Origin of the sequence: Streptomyces sp. NPDC093568 (assembly GCF_044764945.1) — a bacterium.
In the GTDB taxonomy this organism is placed as follows: Bacteria; Actinomycetota; Actinomycetes; order Streptomycetales; family Streptomycetaceae; genus Streptomyces.
On sequence record NZ_JBIWJD010000004.1, the window covers coordinates 439,479 to 455,003 of the forward strand.

Annotated in this window: 12 protein-coding genes; 10 read left to right on the plus strand and 2 right to left on the minus strand. The window is 70.9% G+C overall.

The window, feature by feature from the left end; all coding sequences use genetic code 11:
- The first annotated feature begins 89 nt into the window (after positions 1-89).
- The 3 genes from ACIRD7_RS19400 to ACIRD7_RS19410 all read left to right on the plus strand — a co-directional run bounded on the left by ACIRD7_RS19400 (position 90) and on the right by ACIRD7_RS19410 (position 3,712).
- Positions 90-1,178 carry a branched-chain amino acid aminotransferase gene (locus tag ACIRD7_RS19400; protein ID WP_403454585.1) on the plus strand — a complete coding sequence of 363 codons (1,089 nt, stop codon included), beginning with the start codon at positions 90-92 and terminating at the stop codon, positions 1,176-1,178.
- Positions 1,179-1,306: 128 nt separating this feature from the next.
- A complete protein-coding gene (locus tag ACIRD7_RS19405) occupies positions 1,307-2,377 on the plus strand; it encodes a hypothetical protein (protein WP_403454586.1) in 1,071 nt (356 codons plus the stop codon).
- Positions 2,378-2,392: 15 nt separating this feature from the next.
- Positions 2,393-3,712: a KamA family radical SAM protein gene (locus ACIRD7_RS19410; RefSeq protein WP_403454588.1), complete on the plus strand. Its 1,320-nt coding sequence runs from the start codon at positions 2,393-2,395 to the stop codon at positions 3,710-3,712.
- Between the two features lie 77 nt (positions 3,713-3,789).
- Here ACIRD7_RS19410 and ACIRD7_RS19415 read toward each other — a convergent pair whose 3' ends face one another.
- Complete coding sequence (locus ACIRD7_RS19415) at positions 3,790-5,226, minus strand: cytosine permease (RefSeq protein ID WP_403454590.1); 1,437 nt, start codon at positions 5,224-5,226, stop codon at positions 3,790-3,792.
- A gap of 129 nt (positions 5,227-5,355) precedes the next feature.
- On the opposite strand from ACIRD7_RS19415, the gene ureA reads away from it, so the two are divergent.
- From ureA to ACIRD7_RS19450, 7 genes are all read left to right on the plus strand, one after another.
- Positions 5,356-6,060, plus strand: a complete 705-nt coding sequence (gene ureA, locus ACIRD7_RS19420; RefSeq protein ID WP_403454592.1) for an urease subunit gamma — start codon at positions 5,356-5,358, stop codon at positions 6,058-6,060.
- On the plus strand, positions 6,057-7,766 hold the full coding sequence (locus ACIRD7_RS19425) for an urease subunit alpha (protein WP_403454595.1): 1,710 nt from the start codon (positions 6,057-6,059) through the stop codon (positions 7,764-7,766). Before ureA ends, ACIRD7_RS19425 begins: the two co-directional genes overlap by 4 nt.
- 8 nt (positions 7,767-7,774) lie before the next feature.
- Entirely contained in the window at positions 7,775-8,794 is a 1,020-nt protein-coding gene (locus tag ACIRD7_RS19430) for an agmatine/peptidylarginine deiminase (RefSeq protein WP_403454597.1), read from the plus strand.
- A 9-nt stretch (positions 8,795-8,803) separates the two neighbouring features.
- Complete coding sequence (locus ACIRD7_RS19435) at positions 8,804-9,403, plus strand: TetR/AcrR family transcriptional regulator (RefSeq protein WP_403454600.1); 600 nt, start codon at positions 8,804-8,806, stop codon at positions 9,401-9,403.
- 126 nt (positions 9,404-9,529) lie between these two features.
- Positions 9,530-11,059, plus strand: a complete 1,530-nt coding sequence (locus ACIRD7_RS19440; RefSeq protein ID WP_403454602.1) for a TolB family protein — start codon at positions 9,530-9,532, stop codon at positions 11,057-11,059.
- A 307-nt stretch (positions 11,060-11,366) separates the two neighbouring features.
- Positions 11,367-12,971, plus strand: a complete 1,605-nt coding sequence (gene cimA / locus ACIRD7_RS19445) for a citramalate synthase (protein ID WP_403454605.1) — start codon at positions 11,367-11,369, stop codon at positions 12,969-12,971.
- A gap of 55 nt (positions 12,972-13,026) precedes the next feature.
- Entirely contained in the window at positions 13,027-13,461 is a 435-nt protein-coding gene (locus ACIRD7_RS19450; protein ID WP_403454607.1) for a VOC family protein, read from the plus strand.
- 4 nt (positions 13,462-13,465) lie between these two features.
- Here ACIRD7_RS19450 and ACIRD7_RS19455 read toward each other — a convergent pair whose 3' ends face one another.
- Complete coding sequence (locus ACIRD7_RS19455; RefSeq protein WP_403454609.1) at positions 13,466-15,328, minus strand: lectin; 1,863 nt, start codon at positions 15,326-15,328, stop codon at positions 13,466-13,468.
- Positions 15,329-15,525: the final 197 nt, after the last annotated feature.

Genomic DNA, 15,525 nt, shown 5'->3' on the forward strand with positions numbered 1-15,525 from the left:
GCAATGCTCGGACGTCCTAGCACTGGCCACTGGCAGTACTGGCGTGAGCGCGGCCCGCCACAATCAAAACCGGTGAAGGACATCCACTCATGACGACGCCCACGATCGAGCTCAAGCCCTCCGCCAGTCCGCTCGCCGCCGCCGAGCGCGAGGCGATACTGGCCAACCCCGGGTTCGGCCGCCACTTCACCGATCACATGGTGACGATCAAGTGGACCGAGGGCCGGGGCTGGCACGACGGCGAGCTCGTGCCGTACGCGCCGCTCTCCCTCGACCCGGCCACCATGGTCCTGCACTACGCGCAGGAGATCTTCGAGGGCCTGAAGGCCTACCGCCAGCCCGACGGGACCGTCGCCACCTTCCGTCCCGAGAAGAACGCCCAGCGCTTCCAGTCCTCCGCGCGCCGGCTCGGCATGCCGGAGCTGCCGGTCGAGACGTTCATCGAGGCCTGCGACGCCCTGGTGAAGCAGGACGCGGACTGGGTCCCGGCGCACGGCGGCGAGGAGTCCCTCTACCTGCGCCCCTTCATGTTCGCCACCGAGGTCGGCCTGGGCGTGAAGCCCGCGAGCGAGTACCTCTTCCTCGTCATCGCCTCCCCGGCCGGCGCCTACTTCCCCGGTGGCGTCAAGCCGGTGTCCATCTGGGTCTCCGAGGACCACGTGCGCGCCGTCCCCGGCGGCATGGGAGACGCGAAGACGGGCGGCAACTACGCCGCGTCCCTGCTGGCCCAGGCCGAGGCCGCGGCCCAGGGCTGCGCGCAGGTCTGCTACCTCGACGCGGTCGAGCGCAAGTGGGTCGAGGAGCTCGGCGGCATGAACCTGTACTTCGTGTACGGCGACAAGATCATCACGCCGTCCCTCACCGGCTCCATCCTGGAGGGCGTCACCCGTGACTCCCTCCTCCAGGTCGCCCGCGACCTCGGCTACGAGGCCGAGGAGGGCCGGGTCTCCGTCGACCAGTGGCAGCGCGACTCGGAGAACGGCACCCTGACCGAGGTCTTCGCCTGCGGAACGGCCGCCGTCATCACGCCGGTCGGCACGGTGAAGCGCACCGGCACCGAGTGGCAGCAGAGCGCCGGCGAGCCCGGCAAGGTCACCCTCGGCCTCCGCCAGGCCCTCCTCGACATCCAGCGGGGCAAGGCCGAGGACAAGCACGGCTGGATGCACAAGCTGGGCTGATCCCTCCGGCCGTGCTTACGGGCACAGGCCGTTCGTTCGACGCGTATCGCTTCCCCCGCGCGGGTATCCACCCATTCCGCGGGGGAGCGTGAGCCTCCCCCTGCCCACACCGGGGGAGGGGTGCACGGGTGAGCGGACAGTCACCGATACCCAGGCTGCGCTGGCTGATGCGGGCGTTACGCACCCCGCGCCGCCCCCAGAGCCTCACGGTGCTCGCCCTCCTCGCGGCCTGCGCGGCGCTGCTGCTGTGGCGGAGCAGGGGCATGGACAACTACGGCGAGAACCTCGCCCTCAACCTCGGCACGGACATCGTCGGGGTCGTCGTCACCGTCTTCGTGATCGGCCCGCTGATCTCCCGGGCCCAGGAGGGCCGCGTGCGCGAGCACCACCGGCTCGACTACGAGTGGTTCAGTGCCCAGGTCCACGGCTCCACCTCGAACGTCAAGGTGCTCGACACCTTCTCCAACCTCTTCGGCCCGCAGTTCTCCGAGCGCCTCTTCCGGGGCGTGCGGGCGGCCACCGCGCACGGCGCCCGGGTGCAGATCCTGCTGCTCGACCCCGATTCCCTCGCCGTCATCCTGCGCGGCCGTGAACTGGGGGAGCAGAGTGCCGTCATCCGCCGCGACATCCTGCGCAACCTGCGCACCCTGGACCGGTTCGCACAGCGGCTCGACGAGAACTCGCGCCAGCATCTCGAGGTGCGGCTGTGCTCCACCTCGCCGGGCGTCACCCTCTACCGCTGGGACGACCGCTGTCTGGTGTCCTTCCTCACGGTCGGCCGGCTCTCCGGCGAGGGCGTCCAGCTGGAGGTCGCGGTCCGCTCCCCGCTCGGCACCTTCGTGGAACAGCGGTTCGACGAACTGTGGCAACAGGGCAAACCGATGGAACGGTTCACCCGTCTGCCGGTCACACTCGTCCACGCGACTGACGGACGACGGCAGTTCACCTGCCACTTCGTGTCGGTCGACGACAGTCTCTACGTCTCAGGACCCGACCTCGTCACCTATCTCGCCCGTCATCACCTGGACCAACTCTCCGCGTACAGCGAGGCCTTGAGCATCCAGGGCGCGCACGAGCTGATCGTTGTCGACGACGAGAGCGAGCTGCACGCGCGGCTCATCCAGCACTTCACGGAGAAGTACGATGCGTCGGCGACCGCCTTCGTCGAATTGCGGCCGCCGGTCCTGGTCACGGAATAGAGGGCCTCAGCACATATGAGTTCAGCGCACCACCCCGCACCCGAGGACGGAGGCCCACGCTTCCGTGCCTTCACGCCCCGTGACCTGGACGGCCTGCTGCGGCGGATGTCCCTCACGCCCGCCGAGAGCCTCGCCCTGCGGGCCGTGGCGACGGTCCTGCCGTTCCGCACGAACACGTACGTGATCGACGAGCTGATCGACTGGACGGCCGTACCCGACGACCCCATCTACCGCCTGACCTTCCCGCAGGCGGGCATGCTGCCCGCGCCCGAGCTGCGCCGGATGGCGAACCTGCTGGGCGCTCAGGCGCCGCGGGCCGAGATCCTGCGGGCGGCCCACGAGATCCGGATGCGGCTCAACCCCCATCCGTCGGGGCAGCTCGACGCCAACGTGCCCGTGCACGAGGGCCGCCGCCTGACCGGACTGCAGCACAAGTACCCCGAGACCGTGCTGATCTTCCCGCGCCAGGGCCAGACCTGCCACGCCTACTGCACGTACTGCTTCCGCTGGCCGCAGTTCGTCGGCGAGGCCGATCTGCGCATCGCGACCGACGACATCGCCGCCACCACCGCCTATCTGCGCGCCCGTCCCGAGGTCAGCAGCGCGCTCATCACCGGTGGCGACCCGTTGGTCATGAGCACCGACGTGCTGCGTCGCTACGTCGAGCCGCTCCTGGAGATCGACACGATCCGGTCGATCCGGATCGGCACCAAGTCGCTCGCCTTCTGGCCGTACCGCTTCACCTCCGACCGGGACGCCGACGACCTGCTCAGGCTGTTCGAGCGCGTCGTCGCGGGCGGCCGTCACCTGGCGCTGATGGCCCACTTCACGCATCCCCAGGAGCTGCGGCCCCCGGTCGTGCGGGAGGCGATGCGCCGGGTACGGGACACGGGAGCCGTCATCCGCTGCCAGGGCCCGCTGGTGGCGGGCATCAACGACAGCGCGGAGGCCTGGGCGGAGCTGTGGGACGTCACGACGACCCTGGGCGCGGTGCCGTACTACCAGTTCGTGGAGCGGGACACCGGCCCCCAGGGCTACTTCGGGGTGCCGCTGGCACGCGGTCACCAGATCTTCCGGGACGCCTACGCACGCGTCTCCGGCCTGGCCCGCACCGTACGCGGACCGGTGATGTCGGCGATGCCCGGCAAGGTCTGCGTGGACGGTGTCGCCGAGGTGGCCGGTGAGCGGGTCTTCGTGCTGCACCTGATCCAGGCGCGGGACCCGGAACTCGTCGACCGGCCGTTCTTCGCCGCGTACGACGAGAGCGCGACGTGGTTCACGGACCTGAAGCCGGCGTTCGGAACGGGGTTCCTGCCGGGGCTCGAGCCGGGCTGACCGGGCGTCGGGCTTTCGGTGCTCGGCGTTGCTGCCGGGGTCGCTGGGGGCTGCCGCCCCCAGACCCCCGCTTCGGCCTAAACGGCCTCGTCCTCAAACGCCGGACGGGCTGAACGGGTCGGGCTCGGCCTGGTTCGGGCCCCGGGTTGCAGCACCGCGTACGCCGCGCCCCCCACCAGCCCCGACAGCAGGAAGCTGCAGTCCACCCCACCGGTCCACGTCAGCAGCGGCCCCTCGTACGACGGTAGAGAGACCGCGAGCAGGCCGACCGTCGCCCCCAGTGCCCAGGCGACCGTCGCCGGGAGGTTCCACCCGGCCCGGTACCAGTAGATCCCGCCCCGCGCCCGGCGGTTGAAGACCTGGAGGGCCTCCGCGTCGTACACGCCACGGCAGCGCGCGAAGCCGATCAGGGTGATGACCGCCCAGGGGGTGCCGATCGCCGTCAGCAGCAGGACGAAGGACGTCATCGCGTCCTGCGCGGACGAGTAGTAGTGGCCGACGAAGACGCTGGCCGTGGCGATCACCGCGACCGCGTACGTGGCCGTCGCCCGGGAGGCGCGCGGCAGGATGGCGTCCAGGTCGAGGCCCATGGAGTAGAGCATCAGACCGGCGTTGCCGACCGAGCCCGCGGAGGCGGCGAGCAGCAGCGGGACCAGGTACCAGGCGGGGGACGCGGAGACGAGCGGTCCGGCGTAGTCGAGCGCCGCCCGTGCCGCGTACGACGTGAAGGTGCCGAACAGCTGCGGGACCAGCAGCCCCAGCATCAGGCCGAGCCAGGTCGCGTGCAGCACCTTGCGTGAGGAGTGCCGGACCGGGGAGATGTAGCGGGTGTAGTCGCCGAGCAGGGTGATGAAGGCGATCGGCCCGGACAGGCCCGCCGCCACCGCCGCGAGCAGCCAGGTCGGCCAGAAGCCGCCCAGCAGATACCCGCCCGCCTCCGGCAGCGCCGCGGTCGTGAAGTGCGGGGCGTAGGCGATCACGCCGAGCGCCAGCAGGGCCGTCATGCCGACCGCGAGGACACGGGACATGGCGAGCAGCACGCGGTAGCCGTACACCGCGCCCGCGACGGTCGCCGCGGCCAGCAGCCCGTACACCACGCCGTACGACACCCCGCTCGCCGGCAGCCCGATGAGCCGGCCCAGCACGCCCACCATCACATCGCCGCCGATCCACACGGTCAGGGCGGTGTAGCCGAGGGCGAGCAGCAGGCCGACCACCGAGCCGACCAGGCGGCCGCGTACGCCGAACTGGGCGCCGGAGGAGGTGGACAGGTTCGTCGCGGTGCGCAGGGAGATCAGGGCCAGCGGGGCGGTGAGGGCCGTGCCGACGACCGTGCCGGCCACGATCGAGCTGACCGAGGCCCACCAGTCCAGGCCGAACGACGGCGGGAGCCAGCCGAAGACGATCACTCCGAGGCAGAGGTTCGAGCCCAGCAGGATCGAGACGAGATCCCGTGGCCCGCTGGTGCGTTCCTGCTCGGGGATGGTGTCGACTCCGCGCTGTTCCATCGGCATGGCTGGTCTCCCTGGGTTTGAGTGACGTTCAATCTGGATGGCGCGATGTTGAGTGTCAACCTTTCGGCCGAAGGAATTTCATGTTTAGAGTGATGCTCTAAAGTCGGGTAGGCAAGGAGGTGCCACGCAGTGAGACTGACCCCCACGGAACGTGACCGGCTGCTGCTCTTCGGAGCCGCCGAACTGGCCCGGGCGCGCAGGGCCCGCGGGCTGCGGCTGAACGTCCCGGAGGCGACCGCGCTCATAGCGGACACCGTCTGCGAGGCCGCCCGCGACGGCGTCCGCCTCGCCGAGGCGATCGAGCGGGCCCGGTCCGTGCTCGGGCCGGACGACGTGCTGCCGGGAGTGGCGGACGTCGTCACCGAGGTACACGTCGAGGCGGTCTTCGACGACGGCTCGCGGCTCGCCGTCGTCTCCGATCCGATCGGCGGGGGGCTGGGCGGGGGGGCACCGGGGGCGCTGCTGCCGGGGCCCGGGTACGCCGAGCCCGAGGCGGCCGTACGGCTGACGGTCACGAACACCGCCACCGTGCCCGTCTCCGTCACCTCCCACTTCCACTTCTTCGAGACCAACCCGCGCCTCGACTTCGCCCGGGAGCGGGCCTACGGGATGCGGCTCGCCGTCCCCGCCGGGTCCTCCGTGCGCTTCGGGCCGGGGGAGAGCCTCGAGGTCGGGCTGGTCCCGATCGGCGGCGAGCGGAACGCGATCGGGTTCGCGGGGCTCGTCGACGGGCCGCTGGACGCGCCCGGCGCCCGCGAGGAGGCCCTGCGCCGCGCCGCCGCCTGCGGCTACCTCGGCGCCACGCACACACCCGACCAGGAGGTCCAGCGATGAGCCGCCCAGGGGGCCACGCCGCCGAGGCCCGCCGCCTCGGTCCGCACGAGTACGCCGCCACCCACGGCCCGCGCGCCGGCGACCGGATCCGGCTCGGCGACTCCGGACTGACCGTCCGCGTCGAGTCCGACTCCCAGCGCCCCGGCGACGAGTTCCTCGCCGGCTTCGGCAAGACCGCCCGGGACGGGCTGCACCTCAAGGCCGCCGCCGTCCGGGAGACCTGTGACGTCGTCATCAGCAACGTGGTGGTGATCGACGCGGCGCTCGGGATCCGCAAGGTCTCCATCGGGATCCGGGAGGGACGGATCCGCTCGATCGGACGGGCCGGGAACCCCGACACCCTCGACGGGGTCGACGTCGTAGTCGGCACCGGCACCTCGATCGTGTCCGGCGAGGGGCTCATCGCCACCGCCGGCGCCGTCGACACCCACGTCCATCTGCTGTCGCCGCGCATCATGGAGGCCTCGCTGGCCTCCGGTGTGACCACGCTGGTCGGCCAGGAGTTCGGGCCGGTCTGGGGCGTCGGCGTCAACTCGCCGTGGGCGCTGAGGCACGCCTTCAACGCCTTCGACGCCTGGCCCGTCAACATCGGCTTCCTGGGCCGCGGTTCGTCCTCGCACGAGGCGCCGCTGATCGAGGCGCTGGCCGAGGGCGGCGCGAGCGGCTTCAAGGTGCACGAGGACATGGGCGCCCACACCCGAGCCCTGGACACGGCGCTGCGCGTCGCCGAGGAGCACGACGTGCAGGTCGCCCTGCACAGCGACGGCCTGAACGAGTGCCTGTCGGTGGAGGACACCCTGCGCGTGCTGGAGGGCCGCACCATCCACGCCTTCCACATCGAGGGCTGCGGCGGCGGACACGTCCCGAACGTCCTGAAGATGGCCGGCGTCCCGAACGTCATCGGCTCCTCCACCAACCCGACCCTGCCCTTCGGGCGGGACGCGGTCGCCGAGCACTACGGCATGATCGTCTCCGTCCACGACCTCAAGACCGACCTGCCCGGCGACGCCGCCATGGCCCGCGACCGCATCCGCTCCGGGACCATGGGCGCCGAGGACGTGCTGCACGACCTGGGCGCGATCGGCATCACCTCGTCGGACGCGCAGGGCATGGGCCGGGCCGGCGAGACCGTCCGCCGCACCTTCGCGATGGCCGGGAAGATGAAGGCCGAGTTCGGCGCCCCCGACGAGCACGACAACGAACGCGTCCTGCGCTACATGGCCAAGCTGACCATCAACCCGGCGATCGCCCACGGCCTCGCGCACGAGGTCGGCTCGATCGAGGTCGGCAAGCTCGCCGACATCGTGCTGTGGCGCCCCGAGTACTTCGGCGCCAAGCCGCAGCTGGTGCTCAAGGCCGGGTTCCCGGCGTACGGCGTGACCGGCGACCCGGGCGCCGCCACCGACACCTGCGAACCCCTCGTCCTGGGCCCGCAGTTCGGGGCGTACGGCGCCACACCCGCCGACATCTCCGTCGCCTTCGTCGCCCAGGCCGCCGTCGACCAGGGAGGCGACACGATGCCGACCCGGCGCCGCAGGGTCGCGGTGCGCGGCACGCGCGGCATCGGTCCCGCCGACCTGCGCCTGAACTCCCGTACCGGAGCCGTCGACGTCGACCAGAACACCGGTCTGGTCACCCTCGACGGCGAGCCGCTGCGCTCCGAGCCGGCCGACTCGGTCTCGCTCAACCGCCTCTACTTCCTCTAGGACCGCAGATGACCTCCTTCCGTATGCCCCCGGAGTGGGCCCCGCACGAGCGCACCTGGATGGCCTGGCCCGGCCCCAACGCGACGTTCACCGCCGACGAGAACCTGGCCGACGCCCGCGCCGCCTGGGCGTCGGTGGCCCGCGCGGTACGCCGCTTCGAGCCGGTGACGATGGTGCACGGGCCGGGGCAGGGCGGGACCGCCCGCGAACTGCTCGGCCCGGACATCGACTTGGTCGAGCGGGAGCTCGACGACGCGTGGATGCGCGACATCGGCCCGACCTTTGTCACCAACTGCAGTGAACTGGCCGCCGTGGACTGGGTGTTCAACGGCTGGGGCGCACAGGACTGGGCCCGCTGGGAGCACGACTCGAAGATCGCCGGCCATGTCGCGGATCTGGCCGGGGTGCCCGTACTGAGCAGCGCACTCGTCAACGAGGGCGGTGCGATCCACGTCGACGGCGAGGGCACGGTCCTGCTCACCGAGACGGTCCAGCTCGGCGTCGGGCGCAACCCCGGCTGGACGCGCGAGCGGGTCGAGGCGGAGATCCACGCCCGGCTCGGCACCACCAAGGCGATCTGGCTCCCGCACGGCCTCACCGGCGACTACGGCACGTACGGCACCCAGGGCCATGTCGACATCGTCGCCGCCTTCGCGCGGCCCGGCACCGTCGTCGTCCACAGCCAGCGGAACCCGGCCCACCCCGACCACGCCCGCTCGCGGGAGTACATCGAGATCCTGCGCGGTCAGACCGACGCGAAGGGCCGCCGCCTGGAGGTCGTCGAGATCCCGGCCCCCACGGTCTTGAAGGACGAGGACGGAGAGTGGGTCGACTACTCGTACATCAACCACTACCTCTGCAACGGCGGTGTCGTGCTCTGTTCCTTCGACGACCCGAACGACGAACTCGCGGCCGGCATCTTCCGGCGGCTGTTCCCGGAGCGGACGGTGACGCTCGTCGACGCCCGTACGATCTTCGCGGGTGGTGGAGGCATCCACTGCATCACGCAGCAGCAGCCGAAGATCTAGGAGCCGCAGATGGCCGGTGGCCGCAGGCAGGCGCCGCCTCGCGACGAGGTCCTCGTCGCCGCCATGGAGATGATCGCCGAGCGCGGTCTGGAGAAGCTCACCATGGCGGCGCTCGGCCGTGAGGTCGGTATGAGCAGCGGTCATCTCCTCTACTACTTCCACTCCAAGGACGAACTGCTGCTCCAGGCGCTGGAGTGGAGCGAGGGCCGGCTGGGTGCGGAGCGCGGGCGGCTGCTGACCCGCCTCGCGTCCGCCCGGGAACGGCTCGACGCCTACGTCGACCTGTACGTCCCCGAAGGCCACCGCGACCCGCACTGGACGCTCTGGCTGGAGGTCTGGAACCGCTCGCAGAACGCCGACGACGACGCCCGTGACCGCCAGGCCGCGATCGAGGGCGCCTGGCACCGCGACCTGGTGGCCCTGCTGGCGGAGGGGGTGTCGAGGGGCGAGTTCCGGCCGGTCGACCCGGACCGCTTCGCGGCGCGGCTGCGGGCGCTGCTCGACGGGTTCTCCATCCATGTGGCGATCGGGCTGCGGGGCACCGACCGGGCGCAAATTCTGCGCCACGTAAGGGAGTTCCTGGACGACGGCCTCCTCGCGGACTCCTGAGTCAGCGCCCTGGTTGTACGCAATATGGCGGATTGACCCTGTAGCGCGTGGTGCGTTTGCCTCGAAGCGTGCCCTCGGCGTGGGGCCGGGGCCGTCGTCGCCGCGGCCGGCTCCGGCGGGCGGCGCGTGCTGCTGTCCCGGGACGGCGCCCTGACGGCGCTCGACCGGCGTACCGGCAGGGAGCGCGCGGTGGCCGGGAGCGGCAGCGCGCTCCCGGGCGCCGTCAACCGCGGCGGCCGCTCGATCGTCTTCACCTCGACGGCCGACGACCCGGTCCCGGACGACACCCACGGGGCCTTGGACGTGTTCATCGACCATCGTCACCGACCACCGTCACCGACCGGTCTCACTGACCGGCGACCAGCATCACCACAGGGGGAACAGCTCTTGTACGCCAGCACCCGCATCGCGCTCGCGACCGCTCTCGTCGCCGCCGCCGTGGCCCTCACCGGAACGCCGACGAGCGCGGCGCCCCGGGTCCCGGCCACCGACCGGATCACCGTCTCCGCCACCGGAGAGCAGGGCACCGACCACGCCGCAGGCCCGTACCTCAGCGCCGACGGCCGCTACGCCGCCTTCGCGTCCTACGCGCCGAACCTCGTGCCCGGGGACACCAACGGCGTCGAGGACGCCTTCGTCCGCGACCTGCGCACCGGCCGCCTGGAGCGGGTCAGCGTCGCGACGGACGGCACCCAGGCCGACCGGGGCACCAAGCCCGTGGCCCTCAGCGCCGACGGCCGGTACGTCGTGCTCGTCTCGAGCGCCGACACCCTCACCGCATGGCCGGAGCCGAAGGAGGACTGGGCCCAGGACGTCTACGTCCACGACCGGGTCACCCGTCGCACCGAGCGGATCAGCACCACGCCGACCGGCGCCTCCTCCTACGCGCACGGCAGCGCGGCGATCTCCGACAACGGCCGGTACGTCGCCTTCAACGCCCGGCCGAAGCAGATGGAGAGCGGCGAGTCGGTCATCCTGCCGACCGTGTACCTCACCGACCGCCGCACCGGCGCCGTCGAGCGGATCACCAACCGGAACCACCCGGAACTGGGCTCGTACCACCTGGACATGAGCGCGGACGGCCGCCACGTGGTCTACGAGCAGAACCCCCCGCGCGGCGGAGCCGGTGCCATGGTGGTGCACGACCGCCGCACCGGCGCCGAGGAACAGGTCGTCGTCACCCCGCAGGGCACGCCCTCCGAGAGCTACGGCCTGGACCCCTCGATCTCGGCCGACGGCCGCTACGTCGCCTTCACCTACCGGGGTGACGACCTGCTGCCCGACGGATCCGCGGGCAACACCGAGACCTATGTGCGCGACCTGCGGACCGACACCACACGCGGCGTCGTCCACGACGGCATCGGTGGCCCCGCGGTCATCGCCGGCCCGGAGATCAGCCGCGACGGCCGCTACGTCGCCTACGGTTTCCGCGCCCCGCAGGGCCAGGACAACATCCATGTGCGCGACCTGCGCACCGGCGCCTCCAGCCTCGCGAGCGCGTCCGTCACCGGCGGCCCGGTGACCGACGAGGACGTCTACGCCACCTCGTTCGGCGGCGCCGGAGGCAAGCTCCTCGGCCTCGGCTCCGGCTCCGGACAGCTGGTCACCGGCGACACCAACGGCGTGAGCGACGGCTTCGTCCGCCACCTGCGGTGATCAGCACAGTGCTCGCATCCTGAGACGGACGGTGAGCACGGGGGTGACTTGTGCCAGACTTCCCCCGTGCTCTCGTTCGCCATGATTATTGGCAGCAGGCGCGCCGGTCCGCAGTGACCGCCACGTACGACCAGGTACGGGCGGACACCGTCGTCCTCGACCCGCGCGCAGACCTCTCGCACCCGCGAGAGGTTTTTCTGTTTCCCGGCCCACCAGCAGCCGGGCGGAGAGCGTGAGGGACCATAGGTGGGGGCGGTGGAACCGGTCATTCCGGTAGACCGAGATCCAACACAGGAGCCTTACGACCATGACGGTAACCAGCGAACTCGACGATTCGTTCCACGTCTTCGACACCACCCTGCGCGACGGCGCGCAGCGGGAGGGCATCAACCTCACGGTCGCGGACAAGCTGGCGATCGCACGGCACCTGGACGACTTCGGCGTGGGCTTCATCGAGGGCGGCTGGCCCGGCGCCAACCCCCGCGACACCGAGTTCTTCGCGCGCGCCCAGCGGGAGATCGACTTCAGGCACGCGAAGCTGGTCGCGTTCGGGGCCACCCGCCGCGCGGGCGCCAAGGCCTCTCAGGACCCGCAGGTCAACGCGCTGCTGGAGTCCGGCGCTCCGGTGATCACGCTGGTCGCCAAGTCCCACGACCGGCATGTCGAGCTCGCCCTGCGCACCACGCTGGACGAGAACCTGGAGATGGTCCGCGACACCGTGTCCTACCTGCGCGAGCAGGGCCGCCGCGTCTTCCTCGACTGCGAGCACTTCTTCGACGGCTACCGCGCCAACCCCGAGTACGCCAAGGCCGTCGTCCGTACGGCGTCGGAGGCCGGCGCCGACGTCGTGATCCTCTGCGACACCAACGGCGGCATGCTCCCTGCCCAGATCCAGGCCGTCGTCTCCACCGTCCTCGCCGACACCGGCGCCCGGCTCGGCATCCACGCCCAGGACGACACCGGCTGCGCGGTCGCCAACACCCTCGCCGCCGTCGACGCGGGCGCGACCCACGTGCAGTGCACGGCCAACGGCTACGGCGAGCGGGTCGGCAACGCCAACCTGTTCCCGGTGGTCGCCGCCCTGGAGCTGAAGTACGGCAAGAAGGTCCTCCCCGACGGCCACCTGCGCGAGACGACCCGTATCTCGCACGCCATCGCCGAGGTCGTGAACCTCACGCCCTCCACCCACCAGCCGTACGTCGGCGTCTCCGCCTTCGCGCACAAGGCCGGCCTGCACGCCTCCGCGATCAAGGTCGACCCCGACCTGTACCAGCACATCGACCCCGAGCAGGTCGGCAACACCATGCGGATGCTGGTCTCCGACATGGCGGGCCGCGCCTCGATCGAGCTCAAGGGCAAGGAACTCGGCATCGACCTGGGCGGCGACCGCGAACTGGTCGGCCGAGTCGTCGAGCGGGTCAAGGAGCGCGAGCTCAAGGGCTACACGTACGAGGCGGCCGACGCGAGCTTCGAACTCCTCCTGCGCGCCGAGGTCGAGGGCAAGCCCCTCAGCTACTTCCAGGTCGAGTCCTGGCGCGCGATCGTCGAGGACCGCCCCGACGGCAGCCACGCCAACGAGGCCACGGTCAAGCTCTTCGCCAAGGGCGAGCGCATCGTCGCCACGGCCGAGGGCAACGGCCCGGTCAACGCCCTCGACCGCGCCCTTCGGGTGGCCCTGGAGAAGATCTACCCCCAGCTCGCCAAGCTCGACCTCGTCGACTACAAGGTCCGCATCCTGGAGGGCGTGCACGGCACCCAGTCCACCACCCGCGTCCTGATCTCCACCTCCGACGGAGCGGGGGAGTGGTCCACGGTGGGCGTAGCCGACAACGTCATCGCCGCGTCCTGGCAGGCCCTGGAGGACGCCTACACCTACGGCCTGCTGCGGGCCGGGGTGACGCCGGCGGAGTAGGCCGAACGGACCTCGCAGGCGCCCCCGGCCCCGTCGTCCACGGCACAGTGGAGTCATGGACGACAAGGACACAGACGCCACGCACTTCCTCGCCCGGGGGCAGTCGGCGACCAGGCTGCCTGCCCAGGACCTGGAGCGGGCCCGGCGCTTCTACGCCGAGAAGCTGGGTCTGGAGCCCGTCGACGAACGGCCCGGCGGGCTGCTGTACCGATGCGGGGGCACGGAGTTCGCCGTGTACCAGTCGACGGGCGTCTCCCCCGGCACCTTCACCCAGATGGGGTGGCAGGTCGAGGACGTCGAGGCGGTGGTCGCGGAACTCAGGCGGCGCGGCGTCGAGTTCGAGGCGGTCGACGTGCCCGGCCTGCGCACGGTCGACGGCATCGCCGACATCGAGGGGCACTACCCGAGCAAGGGCTTCCGCGGGGAGCGCGCCGCCTGGTTCCACGACAGTGAGGGCAACCTGCTGGGCATCGGCCAGCCCTTCGCGTGAGCCGCTACTGCAGGCGCCACTTCTGGTTGGCGGCCCCCGTGCAACTCCAGATCTGCGCACGGGCGCCGTTCGCCGAGGAGTTGTCCGTCACGTCCAGGCACTTGTTCGCGGCGAGGTTGACCACATCGCCCGTCGTCGCGCTGTACGACCACCGCTGCGCACCCGAGCCGTTGCAGTCGTACAGCTGCACCTTCGCCCCGTCGGCGGTCGAGCCGGACGTGACGTCCAGGCACTTGCCCAGCGCCCGCACCGACCCGTCGGCCTGCACGGTCCACCGCTGGGCGGACGAGCCGTTGCAGTCGTAGAGCTGCACAGCGGTCCCGTTGGCCGACGAACCCCCCGCCACATCAAGGCACTTGCCCGCGAGCCCCACGAACGCTCCCGACTGCGACGGTCCGTCCGTCTGCGTACCCGACCAGGTGAACGTCGCGGACGTCTTGCCCGGCAGCGAGTAAGTGGCGTGCTGCGAACCCCAGTTGATCGTCACGGTCTTGGCGCTGGACGCGTCGTTGTAGGCGATCAGCGCCTTCGACCCGTCCGGGTTGCGCCAGGCCACGTTCGGCACGGACGAGGACGCCGTGGACGCGATGCGCTGCGCACCGGGCTTCACGAACTTCGTCAGGTGGCCCATCGTGTAGTACTCGACGGTGTAGTCGACCTGCCCGTGCCGGGAGTCCCCGTTGTGCACGGTGATGAACCCGTCGCAGGTCCCGCAGCCACCGTTGTGCGGCCCCCGGTTCTGGTCCACCGCCAGCGACCACTTCGTCACCGACTTCGCCCAGTTCCGGGTGTAGTCGATGATGTTCATCATGTCCTCGCGCTGCTGGTTGGCGATCCAGGTGCCGCCCGAGTGCTCGGTCCCGAAGGCGTCCAGCTGCGGATACTGGTTGTGCACCTGCGTCTGCTTGGCCACGTCACCGCCGTAGCCGTGCCAGGCGACCCCGCCGAAGTTCGGGTGGTTGCGCACCGCCGCGTCGTCCACGGTCTGGGCGGCGTAGGCGTCGTAGGTGTCCCAGTTCCAGTCGTGCGCGAGCACCTTGGTGGCAAGACCGGCCGCCTGGAGCTTCGGCAGCAGCTCGTTCTTGGTGAAGTAGGCCAGCCCGCTCGCGTTCCAGCTCATCGACGGATAGCCCGAGCAGCAGGTCGGCTCGTTCTGCGCGGTGACGTACGCGATCGGGACGCCCTGGGCCTGGTAGGCCTGCACGTACTTCACGAAGTACGAGGCGTACGCGCCGTAGTTCTCCGCCTTCAGCCAGCCCCCGTTGAGCTGCCCGTTGTCCTTCATCCAGGCGGGCGCCGTCCACGGCGAGGCCATCACGGTGAGCTGCGGGTTGAGCTGACGCGCCTGCTTGGTCAGCGGCACGACGTCCTGGAGGTCGTGGGCGATCGAGAACTCGGACAGATCCGGATCGGTCTGCCCGGCCGGCACGTCGTCGTAGGTGTAGCCGAACCGGGCGAGGTCCGAGCCGCCCATGGGGTTGCGCAGGAACGACAGCCCGATGCCCTCCGTGGGGGAGAACAGCTTGCGCATCGTGTCGTCCTTCGTGGCCTGCGACAGCGCACCGCTGCCGTCCATCAGCCAGGCCGCGGTGTCCGTGAAGGACGCGCCGCCGCCGGTGAAGGTCTGGTAGCGGGTGTTCTCGTCGACCGCGATGTTCTCGCCGGTGCCGCCGGAGCCGGACTGGAAGGCGAAGGGCGCCTGCTGCTGGAGCCCGCGGGTCACATGGCGCCCGCCGCTGTCGTCCGTCGTGGTGAGCCAGGCGGTGACCTGCTCGCCGGCGGCCTGTGCGGGTGTGGCCGCCGAGAAGCCGGCCGAGGTGAGGAGCCCGGCGACAAGCAGCCCGAGCGTCCGAGTGGATCTCCTCATGGAGCGCAGCCCTTCTGGGGGTGGGGGATGGGGGCGTGCGAGGCGTGAGTAAATGACGGCTTCGTGTACGCGTCAAGGGGTCGCGCGTTCATGAGGTGAAGGGGCAACACCACTGATCCGGCCAGGACTTGAGCGGGCACCGGTTCTGACGTGAAGTCTTGACGGCAAACAGCACCCCCAGTTAACTCAAGGCGTGA

Coding starts and splice junctions, on each gene's coding strand:
- ACIRD7_RS19430 (WP_403454597.1), top strand. CDS start 7,775: ATGACCTCCTTCCGTATGCCCCCGGAGTGGGCCCCGCACGAGCGCACC.
- ACIRD7_RS19415 (WP_403454590.1), bottom strand. CDS start 5,226: ATGCCGATGGAACAGCGCGGAGTCGACACCATCCCCGAGCAGGAACGC.
- ACIRD7_RS19455 (WP_403454609.1), bottom strand. CDS start 15,328: ATGAGGAGATCCACTCGGACGCTCGGGCTGCTTGTCGCCGGGCTCCTC.
- ACIRD7_RS19410 (WP_403454588.1), top strand. CDS start 2,393: ATGAGTTCAGCGCACCACCCCGCACCCGAGGACGGAGGCCCACGCTTC.
- cimA (WP_403454605.1), top strand. CDS start 11,367: ATGACGGTAACCAGCGAACTCGACGATTCGTTCCACGTCTTCGACACC.
- ACIRD7_RS19435 (WP_403454600.1), top strand. CDS start 8,804: ATGGCCGGTGGCCGCAGGCAGGCGCCGCCTCGCGACGAGGTCCTCGTC.
- ACIRD7_RS19450 (WP_403454607.1), top strand. CDS start 13,027: ATGGACGACAAGGACACAGACGCCACGCACTTCCTCGCCCGGGGGCAG.
- ACIRD7_RS19400 (WP_403454585.1), top strand. CDS start 90: ATGACGACGCCCACGATCGAGCTCAAGCCCTCCGCCAGTCCGCTCGCC.
- ACIRD7_RS19425 (WP_403454595.1), top strand. CDS start 6,057: ATGAGCCGCCCAGGGGGCCACGCCGCCGAGGCCCGCCGCCTCGGTCCG.